The following is a 13,642-nucleotide window of genomic DNA, read 5'->3' as shown; positions in this document are numbered from 1 at the left end:
GCCCATGCGGCTACCACTTTTATGGCCCAGAACAAGGGGGCGGGAAAGGTCCGGCGGATGAAGCAGGGCTTCTTAAGCTCCATCCTGCTGCAGACCATCTATACCCTGGCGGTGGCGCTGGCGGTTTTCTTCCTGGCGGAACCGATCATGAAGCTGTTTGTAAGCGACAGCTCGGAGAAAGTCATCAGCCTTGGCGTCTCCTATCTTCACCTCATTGCCTTCATGTATTTTATGTCGGCGACCACCAACACCATCCAGGGATTCTTCCGGGGACTGGGAGACCTGAAGGTGACTTTGATCAGTACCGTGATCAATTTTTCCGTGCGGTTTCTGTCCGTATGGATCATGATCCATGTACTTGGCGGAGGCTTCGCCTGTCTTGCCTGGTCCAACTGTCTGGGGTGGATCGCTATGCTGGCGCTTCAGATTCCGATGATCCTTGTGAGATGGAGGAAAGAAAAAATTTAAAAAAATTAGCACTCAGGGGTTGACAGTGCTAATAATAGGTGCTATAGTACAACTAGAACAAAGGAGGAGAGATAAAAAGATCTCAAGTCCTCAGTTGTTTTAGCTTGCAACACTTGAGACTACTTCAAGAGTGCTGATGGCGGCTGCGAGAGCGGCTCATAGATAACTTGTTTCAATTGTGAAAGGAGATATGACTTATGATGATGCCTAGTATTTTTGGAGAAAACTTATTTGACGACGATTGGATGGACTTCCCCTTCGACCGGTTTGACAGAGAATTCTGGGGCCGGAAGAATCCGTTGTACGGGAAACACGCTAAGAATATGATGAAGACCGATATCCGGGAGCACGATGAAGGCTATGAGCTGGACATTGATCTGCCGGGATTCAAGAAGGATGAGATCAAGGTAGAACTGGACAACGGTTACCTGACCATTTCCGCAGCCAAAGGGCTGAACAAAGATGAGAAAGATAAGAAGGGTAAATACATCCGCCAGGAGCGTTACACAGGGGCTATGCAGAGAAGCTTCTATGTAGGAGACGCCCTCACTCAGGAGGATGTAAAGGCCAAATTCGAGAACGGGATCCTGAAGCTGAGTCTTCCGAAGAAGGACGCGAAAGCCATCGAGGAGAAGAAAGGGATCGCCATCGAAGGCTAACAGGAAAGTATCCGGCCCGGCGCAAAAAGCGCCGGGTCTTTTATCTTCATCTGCGGCATGATATAGGATTGACACACAGGTAAAAGTTGGATTATAATATACTTAACAAGGGAGCCGTTGGCCAGAGTACACCTGGCCGCCGGTAAGCAAAAGTTTGAAAAATAGTGCCTTAGTTTACCAGACGGAAGGCACTATTTTTTGTGCGTGAAAAGCGTTACAACAAGGGGATGACAGAAAAATACACAAAATTAGCACTCGAGGCTTGACAGTGCTAACAACAGGTGGTATTGTTATAGTGTTGATAGAACAAAATCAAGCCATAACTCTGTAAAGGAGGACTATATTATGAACATAAATAAATTTACGCAGAAATCGCTCCAGGCGGTTCAGGACTGTGAGAAGATCGCCATGGAGTACGGCAATCAGGAGATCGAACAGGAGCATCTGTTCTACGCGCTCCTCACTCAGGACGACAGCCTGATCCTGAAGCTTATGGAAAAGATGGGGATCGACAAGAACCTGATCGTCAACCGGGCGGAAGAGGCCATAAGAAAACGGACCAAGGTTCAGGGAGGCCGCCAGTATGTGGGCCAGAACCTGAACAACACCCTGATCCATGCGGAGGATGAAGCCAAGCAGATGGGAGATGAGTATGTCTCTGTGGAACATCTCTTCCTGGCTCTGATCAAGTACGCCAACAAAGAGATGAAAGCCATCTTTCGGGAAATGAATATCACAAGGGACGGCTTCCTGCAGGCCTTGTCTACGGTCCGGGGCAATCAGCGGGTGACCAGCGACAACCCGGAGGATACTTATGATACTTTGAATAAATATGGTTCCGACCTGGTGGAGCGGGCCAGGGACCAGAAGCTGGATCCGGTGATCGGCCGGGACGCAGAGATCCGGAACGTGATCCGGATCCTGTCCCGGAAGACCAAGAACAACCCGGTGCTCATCGGTGAGCCTGGCGTGGGCAAGACTGCCGTGGTAGAAGGCCTGGCCCAGCGGATCGTCCGAGGGGACGTGCCGGAAGGACTGAAGGAGAAGACCATCTTCTCCCTGGATATGGGAGCCCTGGTGGCGGGAGCCAAGTACCGGGGTGAATTCGAGGAACGGCTGAAGGCAGTATTGGAAGAGGTGAAGAACAGCGACGGGCGGATCATCCTTTTTATCGATGAGCTGCACACCATCGTAGGCGCCGGCAAGACAGACGGAGCCATGGATGCGGGCAACATGCTGAAACCCATGCTGGCAAGAGGAGAACTCCATTGTATCGGAGCTACCACCCTGGATGAGTACCGGCAGTATATTGAGAAAGATGCGGCTCTGGAACGGCGGTTCCAGCCGGTGATGGTGGACGAACCTACGGTGGAGGACGCCATCTCCATCCTGCGTGGACTGAAGGAACGCTATGAAGTGTTCCACGGTGTGAAGATCACCGACGGAGCGCTGGTGGCGGCGGCCACCCTGTCTGACCGGTACATTTCCGACCGGTTCCTTCCGGACAAGGCTATTGACCTGGTGGACGAGGCCTGCGCCCTGATCAAGACGGAGCTGGATTCTATGCCTGCGGAGCTGGATGAACTGCGGCGCAAGATCATGCAGCTGGAGATCGAGGAGGCGGCGCTTAAGAAAGAAGAAGACCGGCTGAGCAAGGACCGGCTGGCCCATCTGCAGCAGGAGCTGGCGGAGCTCAGGGAGGAATTCGCCGGGAGAAAAGCCCAGTGGGATAATGAGAAGGTAGGAATTGAGCGGGTACAGAAGCTGCGGGAAGAGATAGAACAGGTGAACAAAGAGATCGAGAAGGCCCAGCAGTCCTACGACCTGGAGAAGGCCGCCCAGCTGCAGTACGGAAGGCTGCCCCAGCTGCAGAAGGAGCTGGAGGCGGAAGAGGCCAAGGTGAAAGACGAAGACCGTTCCCTGGTCCATGAGAGTGTGACCGATGAGGAGATCGCCCGGATCGTGTCCCGGTGGACCGGTATTCCGGTGGCCAAGTTAAATGAGAGCGAACGCAGTAAGACCCTGCATCTGGCAGACCAGCTTCACAAGCGGGTCATCGGCCAGGACGAAGGCGTGGAACTGGTGACGGAAGCCATCATCCGGTCCAAGGCGGGGATCAAGGATCCCACCAAGCCCATCGGTTCCTTCCTGTTCCTGGGACCCACCGGCGTAGGAAAGACGGAGCTTGCCAAAGCCCTGGCGGAAAGTCTGTTTGACGATGAGAACAACATGGTGCGGATCGATATGAGTGAGTACATGGAGAAGTATTCTGTGTCCAGGCTTATCGGAGCGCCTCCGGGATATATAGGGTATGACGAGGGCGGACAGTTGACCGAGGCGGTGCGGAGAAAGCCCTATTCCGTGGTACTGTTCGATGAGATCGAGAAGGCCCATCCGGATGTGTTCAACGTGCTCCTTCAGGTGCTGGATGACGGTCGGATCACCGATTCCCAGGGCCGTACGGTAGATTTTAAGAATACCATCCTGATCATGACCTCCAATATCGGATCTTCTTATCTGCTGGACGGCATTGAGGAGGACGGCACCATCCGTCCGGAGAGCCAGGCGGCGGTGATGGAAGACCTGCGGGCTCACTTCCGTCCGGAATTCTTAAACCGGCTGGATGAGACCATCATGTTCCGGCCATTGACGAAAGACAATATTTATGACATTATTGACTTACTGATCGCGGATGTGAATAAGCGTCTCGCGGACAAGGAGATCTCCATTGAGTTGACGCCGGAGGCCAAGAACCAGGTGGTGGAGGGCGGATACGACCCAACCTACGGCGCCCGTCCGCTGAAGCGTTACCTGCAGAAGAATGTGGAGACGCTGGCGGCGAAGCTTATGCTGCAGGGAGATATCGGCGCCGGGGAGACCATTGTCATAGACGCGGAGAATGGCAAACTAACTGCAAGGAGCCGGTAAGCGTGAGGATCATCTTTCACATTGACGTCAATTCAGCGTATTTGAGCTGGACGGCGGTAGAACAACTGAAGAACGGGGCGAAGACAGACCTGCGCCTGATCCCCGCCATCATCGGCGGGGATCAGAAGACCCGCCACGGCGTGGTGCTGGCCAAGTCTGTCCCTGCGAAAAAATATGGCATTCACACCGGGGAACCGGTGGCGAATGCCATTCGTAAATGCCCGAATCTTACCATGGAGCCGCCGGACCATGAACTGTACCGGCAGTACAGCAGGCGGCTGATGGATTTCCTTCGCACCTATACGGATCAGATCGAGCAGGTCAGCGTGGATGAGTGCTACCTGGACTTTACCGGTATCGCGGACCGGTTTTCCTCCCCGGTGGCGGCGGCTTTTGAGATCAAGGATGAGGTGCTGCGCCGGTTCGGGTTTACAGTCAATGTGGGGATATCCACCAACAAGCTGCTGGCCAAGATGGCGTCGGATTTTGAGAAGCCCAACAAGGTACATACTCTGTTCCCGGAGGAGATCCGGGAGAAGATGTGGCCCCTGCCCATCCGGGAGCTGTATATGGCCGGGTCTTCCAGTGTCCGTACCCTGGAGAAGCTGGAGGTGCGCACCATCGGGGATCTGGCCCGCATGGATCCGGCCATCGTGGAGCTTCATCTTAAGAGCCATGGCCGCAAACTGTGGGAATTTGCCAACGGGATCGACGATTCTCTGGTGGAAGCCGAGCCGGCGGAGGCTAAGGGGATCGGCAATTCGGTCACTCTCCCCCGGGACGCCCGGACGGAAGAAGAAGCCTGCCAGGTGCTTAAGAAGCTGGCGGCAAGCGTGGGAAGGCGGCTTCGGAAAGCCGGGTATAAGGCGGGCATGGTCAGCGTGGAGATCCGGTATCATGATTTCCGGAACTTCTCCCATCAGCGGCAGCTTGGGAAGGCCTCTAATAAGGATGAGGAAATCTGGCATGCGTCCGTGGAACTGTTCCGGGAACTGTGGACAGGGGAGCCGGTGCGTCTTCTTGGTATCCGCACCTCCAAGCTTGTGGAAGAAGGAGAGCCGGAGCAGATGACTCTTTTTGAGTTCCAGGCGGATCAGGAGAAAGAAGAGAAGCGACAGGAAAACTTAAGGAAACGGGAACGGCTTGATGAGGCCCTTGGAAAGATCCGGAAGAAATACGGAGATGATGCGGTGAGAAAAGGATATAAAGAATAGATTGAAGGCAGGCTGCGAATGATAAGGACAGATCATTCGCAGTTTTTTTGTGCAAAAGGGGGGAGACAGATGGAGCAGGAAAAGGAAGGAAGCCTCTGGAAGGAGTTCTTTGCAGATATAGCGGCGGGGATGCTGATCGCCGCCGGACTCCGTAATTTTGCCCTGCACGCGGATTTCCCGGTGGCGGGATTTACCGGGATCGCGGTGATCCTGTATCATATTGCCGGGATCCCGGTGGGAGCGGGTACGGTACTTCTCAATATCCCGGTGGCGATCCTCTGTTACCGTTCCCTGGGAAAGGCATTTTTCTTTCGGTCTGTAAGATCTACGCTGATCGTGTCGTTCCTGACCGATTATATCGCCCCGCTGTTCCCGGTGTACACAGGAGACCGCCTGCTGGCGGCGCTGTGTACCGGAGGACTGTGCGGCATGGGGTATGCGCTGATCTTCCTGCAGGGCTCTTCCACCGGGGGACAGGATTTTATCAGCCTGTGGATCCGCAAGAAAAGGCCTTATCTGTCGCTGGGGGCCATTACATTTGCCCTGGACGGGGTTATCATCCTGCTGGGGACGGCGCTGGTGTTCCGGGATATGGACGGGCTGATCTGCGGAGTGCTTGTGACCGGCGTTCTGGCGGGGGTGATCAACAAGGTCTTATATGGAAGCGGCCGGGGACGGCTCGCCATGATCGTGACGGAAAAGGGGGAGGAGATCGCCGCCGGGATCAGCCTGGAATCCGGCCGGGGCGCCACCATCCTCAGAGGGGTGGGGGCAGGTTCCGGTAAGAAAAAGGAAGTGGTGATCTGCGCCTGTGACAACAAACAGATCCACCGGATTAAGCGGGCTGTTCATGAGAGGGATCCCCGGGCATTTGCCATCATCCTGGAGTCCGGGGAAGTGGTGGGGGAAGGATTTTCCAGAGCAAATTAGGCTTTGCCCGCCAAAGGAATCCGTGCTATCATAGAAAGAGCATGAATATCATAGAAACGAGGGGGAGAACGGAAAAACGGGAGGTTTTCGCATGAAACTTGCAGAACTGCTGGAACGTTTGGGATATAAGGTGGTTCAGGGGGATACCGGGATAAAAGTCGGGGAGATCAACAACGATTCCCGGGATGTAAGGGAAGGCAGCGTGTTTGTCTGTATCAAAGGCGCGGTTTCCGACGGGCACGCCTATGTGAGGGAGGCGGCGGAAAAAGGCGCTGTTGCAGTGGTCGTGGAGCGGGAAGTGAAGGCGCCGGAAGGGCTGACCCTGATCCAGGTGGAAGACACCCGGTATGCACTGGCGCTGATGTCTGCTGCTTACTACGGATATCCGGCGGAGAAGCTGAAGGTGATCGGCGTTACCGGGACCAAGGGGAAGACCACCACCACTTATATGGTGAAGTCTATTCTGGAGGAAGTGGGACACAAGGTGGGGCTGATCGGCACCATCGAGGCCCGGATCGGCGACCAGGTGCTTAAGGCAGGCAACACCACGCCGGAGTCCTGCACCATCCAGAAATATTTTGCCCAGATGGTGGAGGAGGGCTGCGATATCGTGGTCATGGAGGTGTCCTCCCAGGGGCTTATGCTCCGCCGGACAGCAGGGATTCCCTTTGAGATCGGCATTTTCACCAATCTGGGGGAAGATCATATCGGACCTAATGAGCACAAGGATTTTGAGGATTATAAGCGGTGCAAGGGGTTGTTGTTCAGGCAGTGCCGGATTGGCATCGGCAACGCGGACGACCGGTGGTTTGCCGATGTGTTCCGGGATGCCACCTGCTCTGTGGAGACCTTCGGACTCCGGGAAGAGGCGGACTTAAGGGCGACAGATGTAGAAAAGATCCGGGATCCGGGAGCCTTTGGAGTCCGGTATCATGTGACAGGACAGATGGATTTTGAAGTGGAGCTTGGCATTCCGGGAAAGTTCAGTGTGTATAATTCCCTGACCGCTATTGCGGTGTGCCGGCATTTCGGTGTGCCGGCGGAGAAGATCCGCAGGGCGCTCAAAAGAGTGAGAGTCAAAGGACGGGTGGAGACGGTGAAGGTCTCTGACGCATTTACCCTGCTGATCGATTACGCCCACAATGCCATGAGCCTGGCAAGTCTGCTTGCGACCATGCGGGAGTACGGGCCGGGGCGGATCGTAACGGTATTTGGCTGCGGAGGCAACCGTTCCAGGACCCGGCGGTATGAGATGGGGGAGGTGTCCGGGAAGCTTTCGGATCTTACCATTATTACTTCCGACAACCCCAGGTTCGAGGATCCCCGGGCGATCATGGAGGATATCATCACCGGGATCCAAAAGACGGATGGAAAATATATTGCCATCTGCGATCGGAAAGAGGCCATCCGGTACGCTATCGAAAACGGACAGCCGAAAGATCTGATCATCCTGGCCGGAAAGGGCCACGAGACTTACCAGGAGATCCGGGGAGTCAGGTATCCCATGGATGAGAGGGAACTGATCCGGGAAGTGCTGGAGGAATGGAAAGAGGAACATGTACGCTGATATCATCATAGACATTACCCATGAAAAACTGGATAAGATCTTTCAGTACAAGGTGCCGGAGGAGCTGGAGCAGGAGCTGGCAGTGGGGACGGAAGTGATCGTGCCTTTCGGGCGGGGCAACCGGGAGATCTCCGGGTATATCGTAGGTTTTTCCGGGGAGGTGGATTACGATCCCCGGAAGATCAAGCCGATCCTTGGGAAGGCACAAGGAAAGACTGCCATTGAATCGAAACTGGTAGCGCTGGCGGCCTGGATGAAGGAGAACTACGGGGGGACTATGATCCAGGCCCTGAAGACAGTGCTGCCTGTGAAGCGGCAGGAACGGGTAAAAAACCAGCGGACAGTGGAGCTTCTTCTCTCGCGGGAAGAAGGAGAGCAGAAGCTGGAAGCTTATCTCCACAAGAATCAGCGGGCCCGGGCCCGGCTTCTTGCCGGACTCTTAGATCAGCCCAGCCAGCCCTACGAGCTGGTCACCGGGAAGCTTCATGTGACCGGGGATGTGATCCGGGCCCTGGAAGAACAGGGAGTCCTGCGGGTGAGAAGCCAGGAGGCATTCCGCAATCCTGTGCGCTGTGAGAAGCAGGAGGCGAAGAAACTGGAATACACCAGAGAACAGCAGGAGGCGATCCGGACCTTTCAGTCAGATTATGAAGCCGGGATCCGCAAGACCTATCTGGTCTACGGGATCACCGGAAGCGGCAAGACAGAAGTGTATATGGAGATGATCCATAAGGTGGTGCAGGCCGGGAAACAGGCCATCGTCCTGATCCCGGAGATCGCTCTTACCTACCAGACCGTGCTCCGGTTCTACCAGAGGTTCGGGGACCGGGTGTCCATTCTGAATTCTCGGCTCTCTGCCGGGGAGCGGTCAGACCAGATGGAGCGGGTGAAACGGGGAGAAGTAGACGTGATGATCGGTCCCCGGTCCGCCCTTTTTACTCCATTTTCCAATCTGGGGCTGATCGTGATCGATGAGGAGCACGAGCGGACTTATAAAAGTGAGCAGGTTCCCCGGTATCACGCCAGGGAGACGGCAGAAGAGCGGGCCCGGATGGAGGGGGCCAGTCTGGTGCTGGGTTCAGCCACCCCGTCCCTGGAGGCTTTCTACCGATGCAAACAGGGGGAATACCAGCTGCTGCGGCTTCCCGGCCGGGCGGCAGGGCAGAGTCTTCCCAGGGTGTATGTGGCGGATATGAGGGAAGAATTGAAGAAAGGGAATCGTTCCATCTTAAGCGACGGGTTGAAGGAACGGATGGAGGACCGGCTTAAGAAGGGGCAGCAGACCATGCTTTTCCTGAACCGGAGAGGATACGCCGGATTCCTTTCTTGCAGAGCCTGCGGTTATGTAGTAAAATGTCCTCACTGTGATGTGTCTCTTTCCCTGCACAGAGGACAGCGGATGGTATGTCATTACTGCGGCTATGAAGAGCCGGTGAAGGATCGCTGTCCCTCCTGCGGGTCTTCCTATATCGGAGGATTCAGGGCCGGGACCCAGAAGGTGGAGGAACTGGTGAAAAAAGAGTTCCCTCAGGCCCGGGTGCTGCGCATGGATCTGGATACCACCCGGGTAAAGGATGGATATGAGAAGATCTTGTCTGCTTTTGCCAACCGGGAGGCGGACATCCTGATCGGTACTCAGATGATCGTGAAGGGCCATGATTTTCCGGGAGTTACCCTGGTGGGAGTACTGGCGGCGGATCTGTCCCTTTACACAGACGACTATCAGGCCGGGGAGCGGACCTTCCAGCTTCTGACCCAGGCGGCGGGAAGAGCCGGCCGGGGGGAGGTGCCGGGGGAGGTGGTGATCCAGACTTACAGCCCGGATCATTACAGCATTGAGATGGCGGCCCGGCAGGATTACGAGGGCTTCTACGAGCAGGAGATGCAGTACCGGAGCCTGATGGGGTATCCGCCCTGCAGCCAGCTTATGGCAGTCCTGATGACAGGGGAGGAAGAGGAGCACCTGAAGAAGGCGGCGGATTATCTGGGAGAATTTACCCGCCGTGTGGACCGGGAAGGCAAGCTTCAGGTGATCGGCCCTGCAAGCCCTTATGTGGGAAAGGTCAATGACCGGTATCGCAGGACTCTGTATATCAAGAGTGAAGATCACGGGGCGCTGGTCCGCGCCAAGGATCTTCTGGAACAGTACATAGAGATCAACCGGGGATTTCAGACGGTGCAGATCCAGTTTGATTTCAACCCGATGCATACATTTTAGGAAACAGATCAAAGGAGAGAAGAAAAATGGGAATTCGAAAAATACGTGAGATCGGTGATGAGGTGTTGACCAAGCAGTGCAAGGAAGTGACTAAGATGAGCCTTCGCACGAAGATCCTTATCGGGGATATGCTGGACACCATGTACGAGGCTATGGGCGTGGGACTTGCGGCTCCTCAGGTGGGAGTCTTAAAAAGGATCGTGGTCATCGATGTGGGGGAAGGCCCCATCATCCTGATCAATCCTGAGATCCTGGAGACGTCCGGGGAGCAGACCGGGGAGGAAGGGTGCTTAAGCGTACCCGGCAAATCCGGCGTGGTGACCCGCCCGGACTATGTGAAGGTGAAAGCTCTTAATGAGGATATGGAAGAGATCGAGCTGGAGGGAGAAGGGCTGCTGGCGCGGGCTTTCTGCCATGAGATCGATCATCTGGACGGCCACATGTATGTGGAGCTGGTGGAAGGTGAACTCCACGACGTGGGCGCGGAGCCGGAAGAAGAGGAGGAAGAGGTATAGATGAGAGTCATATTCATGGGGACCCCGGATTTCTCCGTAGGGACGCTGGAGGCCCTGATCCGGGCAGGCCATCAGGTGGTGCTGGCAGTGACCCAGCCGGACAAGCCCAAGGGGCGGGGCGGGAAGATGCAGTTCCCGCCGGTAAAGGAGACTGCCCTGGAGCACGGGATCCCGGTATTTCAGCCCCGGAAGGTGCGGGAGCCGGAGAATATCGAGGAACTTAGGAAATATCAGGCGGATGTGATCGTTGTGGTGGCTTTCGGGCAGATCCTGCCTAGGGAGATCCTGGAGCTGACTCCTTACGGCTGTATCAATGTCCATGCCTCCCTGCTTCCATCCTATAGAGGAGCGGCCCCCATCCAGTGGGCGGTGATCAACGGGGAAACAGTGTCCGGCGTGACCACCATGCAGATGGACGAAGGGCTGGATACAGGAGACATGCTGCTGAAGACAGAAGTGCCCCTGGAGCCTGAGGAGACCGGCGGAAGCCTTCACGACAAACTGGCGGCGGCCGGGGCAAGCCTTTGTGTCAGGACTCTGAAAGCCCTGGAGGAAGGCACGGTGACGCCCAAGAAGCAGGGGGAGAGCCCCACTGCCTACGCATCCATGCTGAAGAAAGAGATGGGAGAGATCCGCTGGGAGGAGCCGGCCATCTCTATCGAGCGGCTGATCCGGGGGTTAAATCCCTGGCCCAGCGCTTATACCGGCTGGCAGGACAAGACCATGAAGATCTGGGAGGCTGAGGTTCTGGAAGAAGACAGCGGCCAGGAGCCGGGGACCGTGGTCCGGGTGGACAAAGACGGATTCCTGGTGCAGACCGGAAAAGGGCTTCTGAAAGTGACGGCTCTGCAGATCCCGGGCAAGAAGCGGATGGAGGCGGACGCGTTCCTGCGCGGGTACTCCATGGAGCCGGGAGAGAAACTGGGGATAAAAAATTCTTAAAAATGTATGAAAACAACCTTTTTTCTCTTGTTTTCCTATATAATACTAGGAAGAGTTCCTGATAAGGGGCTCTCGAAGGAGGAATTCATATGTATTTTCCAATGTATTTTGACCCGACCTATGTGCTGGTGATCCTTGGTGTTATCATCTGCCTGGCGGCATCCGCCAAGATGAGGTCTACGTTTAATAAATATTCCCGGGTCCGCAGCCGGACCGGCATGACCGGACGGGAGGCGGCGGAGTATGTGCTCAGGAGCGCCGGGATCTATGACGTCCGGGTGGAGCATGTGGGCGGCAACCTGACCGATCACTATGATCCCAGGACCAAGACGCTGCGGCTCTCAGACGCCACCTATAATTCTCAGTCTGTGGCTGCCATCGGGGTGGCTGCCCATGAGTGCGGACATGCAGTTCAGCATGCCACCGGATACGCGCCCTTAAGATTCCGGGGAGCGCTGGTTCCTGTGGCCAACCTGGGAAGCACCATTGCCTGGCCGCTGATCATCATCGGACTTCTGTTCACCGGTCAGTCTTCCATGCTGTTCCTGAATCTGGGGATCCTGGCCTTCTCATTGGCGGTACTGTTTCAGATCGTAACCCTGCCGGTGGAGTTCGATGCCTCCAACCGGGCGGTGCGGGTGCTGGGAAGCACAGGCCTTCTCTATGAGGATGAACTTCGGGATACCCGCAAGGTGCTGACTGCGGCGGCCCTCACTTACGTGGCGGGAGCAGCGGCCTCCATCCTGCAGCTTCTCAGGATCATCCTTCTGGCCAACAGCAGAAGAGACTAGCCAAAGGCAGATAAAGAAGGGGAGTTACTATGGGACAAGGGGAAAACAGCCGGGAACTGATCCTGGATACCCTGCTTCTGATCGACAGGGACGGGGAATACAGTCATATCGCGTTGAAACAAGTTCTGGACAAATATCAGTATCTGGATAAAAAAGAGCGTGCCTTTATCACGAGAGTGGTAAACGGCACGCTGGAACGCATGATCGAACTGGATCATATCATCCATTCATTTTCCAAAGTCAAAGTCAACAAAATGAAACCGGTCATCCGCATGATCTTAAGGAGCGGCGTCTATCAGATCAAATATATGGACGCGGTTCCCGACAGCGCTGTGTGCAATGAGTCGGTGAAACTGGCGGGAAAGCGGGGATTCACAGGTCTTAAAGGGTTTGTGAACGGGGTCCTGCGCAATGTGAGCCGGAACCTGGCCAGGGTGGAGTACCCCTCCAGGGAGAAGGACCCGGAAGGATATCTTTCTATCCGCTATTCTCTGCCGGCCTGGCTTGCGGCTCAGTGGATCTCGGAGTACGGCCTTGAGAAGGCGGAAGAGATCGGGGAAGGATTCTTCGCGGAGCGCCCGCTGTGCGTCCGCTGCAATACCAGCCGCATCTCCCGGGAGGAACTGGCGGAGCGCCTGAGACGGGAAGGAGTGGAGGTCACACCGGATGAGGAGGTGCCCTGCGCCCTGTGGCTTCAGGGGTACGACCATGTGGCAGGCCTTCCGGAGTTCCGGGAGGGACTCTTCTATGTCCAGGATCTAAGCTCCATGCGGGCAGTGCTGTGGGCGGATTCAAAGGAAGGAGATCAGGTCCTGGATGTGTGCGCCGCGCCGGGAGGCAAGGCCATCCATGTGGCGGAGATGCTCCGGGGGACCGGGATGGTGGAAGCCAGAGACCTGACCGACTATAAGATCGGACTTCTGGAAGAGAATATAAGGCGCGCCGGCCTTGCCAATATCCGGGCGGTGAAGTGGGACGCCACCCTGCCGGATCCGGAGAAGGAAGAGAAGATGGACATCGTGCTGGCGGATCTGCCCTGTTCCGGTCTGGGTGTGCTGGGAAAGAAGCCGGATCTGCGCTATAAGATGACGCCGGAGAAGGAAGAAGAGCTGGCAAGGCTGCAGCAGAAGATCCTCTCAGTGGTGCAGGCCTATGTGAAGCCGGGAGGCACGCTTGTGTACAGTACCTGTACCATACACAGGGCAGAGAACGAAGAGAACACCCGGTGGTTCCTGGAGAACCATCCCAAGTTCCGTCTGAGGAAGGAGCGGCAACTGCTTCCCGGAGCGGACAGAGGAGACGGGTTTTATATCGCGGTAATGGAGAAGGAGCGCCATGGATAAGAAAGACATTGCCTCATACAATCTGGAAGAACTGACACAGGAAATGAAAACCCTGGGGGAGAAGCCC

The 13,642-nt window shown here is 55.8% G+C and carries 11 protein-coding genes; all 11 read left to right on the top strand.

The annotated features are described in order from the left end of the window. The coding region (locus ACML7B_RS00180) for an MATE family efflux transporter (RefSeq protein ID WP_418538741.1) at positions 1-468 on the top strand (468 nt) is incomplete at its 5' end. A 197-nt stretch (positions 469-665) separates the two neighbouring features. Beyond that, on the top strand, positions 666-1,127 hold the full coding sequence (locus ACML7B_RS00175; protein ID WP_106790141.1) for an Hsp20/alpha crystallin family protein: 462 nt from the start codon (positions 666-668) through the stop codon (positions 1,125-1,127). A 345-nt stretch (positions 1,128-1,472) separates the two neighbouring features. Continuing rightward, positions 1,473-4,055, top strand: coding sequence for an ATP-dependent chaperone ClpB (clpB, locus tag ACML7B_RS00170; protein ID WP_418538739.1), 2,583 nt, complete (start codon positions 1,473-1,475; stop codon positions 4,053-4,055). Between the two features lie 2 nt (positions 4,056-4,057). Continuing rightward, positions 4,058-5,269, top strand: coding sequence for a DNA polymerase Y family protein (locus ACML7B_RS00165; protein ID WP_418538737.1), 1,212 nt, complete (start codon positions 4,058-4,060; stop codon positions 5,267-5,269). Positions 5,270-5,338: 69 nt separating this feature from the next. Further along, positions 5,339-6,199, top strand: coding sequence for a YitT family protein (locus ACML7B_RS00160; protein WP_418538736.1), 861 nt, complete (start codon positions 5,339-5,341; stop codon positions 6,197-6,199). Positions 6,200-6,290: 91 nt separating this feature from the next. Beyond that, positions 6,291-7,766 (top strand): UDP-N-acetylmuramoyl-L-alanyl-D-glutamate--2,6-diaminopimelate ligase, encoded by a 1,476-nt coding sequence (locus tag ACML7B_RS00155; RefSeq protein WP_418538734.1) that lies wholly within the window; start codon positions 6,291-6,293, stop codon positions 7,764-7,766. After that, a complete protein-coding gene (gene priA, locus ACML7B_RS00150; protein WP_418538732.1) occupies positions 7,756-9,984 on the top strand; it encodes a replication restart helicase PriA in 2,229 nt (742 codons plus the stop codon). Before ACML7B_RS00155 ends, priA begins: the two co-directional genes overlap by 11 nt. A gap of 26 nt (positions 9,985-10,010) precedes the next feature. Continuing rightward, a complete protein-coding gene (gene def / locus ACML7B_RS00145) occupies positions 10,011-10,499 on the top strand; it encodes a peptide deformylase (protein ID WP_346707980.1) in 489 nt (162 codons plus the stop codon). Then, positions 10,500-11,441, top strand: a complete 942-nt coding sequence (fmt, locus tag ACML7B_RS00140; protein WP_346707981.1) for a methionyl-tRNA formyltransferase — start codon at positions 10,500-10,502, stop codon at positions 11,439-11,441. Between the two features lie 89 nt (positions 11,442-11,530). Continuing rightward, positions 11,531-12,232, top strand: coding sequence for a zinc metallopeptidase (locus ACML7B_RS00135; RefSeq protein ID WP_346707982.1), 702 nt, complete (start codon positions 11,531-11,533; stop codon positions 12,230-12,232). Between the two features lie 29 nt (positions 12,233-12,261). After that, positions 12,262-13,575 (top strand): 16S rRNA (cytosine(967)-C(5))-methyltransferase RsmB, encoded by a 1,314-nt coding sequence (gene rsmB / locus ACML7B_RS00130; protein ID WP_418538730.1) that lies wholly within the window; start codon positions 12,262-12,264, stop codon positions 13,573-13,575. The last annotated feature ends 67 nt before the right edge of the window (positions 13,576-13,642 follow it).

It is taken from the genome of Massilistercora timonensis (assembly GCF_048354975.1).
GTDB classification, from domain to species: domain Bacteria; phylum Bacillota; class Clostridia; order Lachnospirales; family Lachnospiraceae; genus Massilistercora; species Massilistercora timonensis.
Note: the sequence above shows the minus strand (reverse complement) of the source record. Positions and strands in the feature narration are given on the sequence as shown.

Excerpts from the sequence above, each read along its gene's own strand:
- def (WP_346707980.1), top strand. The coding sequence starts at position 10,011 with ATGGGAATTCGAAAAATACGTGAGATCGGTGATGAGGTGTTGACCAAG.
- clpB (WP_418538739.1), top strand. The coding sequence starts at position 1,473 with ATGAACATAAATAAATTTACGCAGAAATCGCTCCAGGCGGTTCAGGAC.
- rsmB (WP_418538730.1), top strand. The coding sequence starts at position 12,262 with ATGGGACAAGGGGAAAACAGCCGGGAACTGATCCTGGATACCCTGCTT.
- ACML7B_RS00135 (WP_346707982.1), top strand. The coding sequence starts at position 11,531 with ATGTATTTTCCAATGTATTTTGACCCGACCTATGTGCTGGTGATCCTT.
- ACML7B_RS00160 (WP_418538736.1), top strand. The coding sequence starts at position 5,339 with ATGGAGCAGGAAAAGGAAGGAAGCCTCTGGAAGGAGTTCTTTGCAGAT.
- fmt (WP_346707981.1), top strand. The coding sequence starts at position 10,500 with ATGAGAGTCATATTCATGGGGACCCCGGATTTCTCCGTAGGGACGCTG.
- ACML7B_RS00155 (WP_418538734.1), top strand. The coding sequence starts at position 6,291 with ATGAAACTTGCAGAACTGCTGGAACGTTTGGGATATAAGGTGGTTCAG.
- priA (WP_418538732.1), top strand. The coding sequence starts at position 7,756 with ATGTACGCTGATATCATCATAGACATTACCCATGAAAAACTGGATAAG.
- ACML7B_RS00175 (WP_106790141.1), top strand. The coding sequence starts at position 666 with ATGATGATGCCTAGTATTTTTGGAGAAAACTTATTTGACGACGATTGG.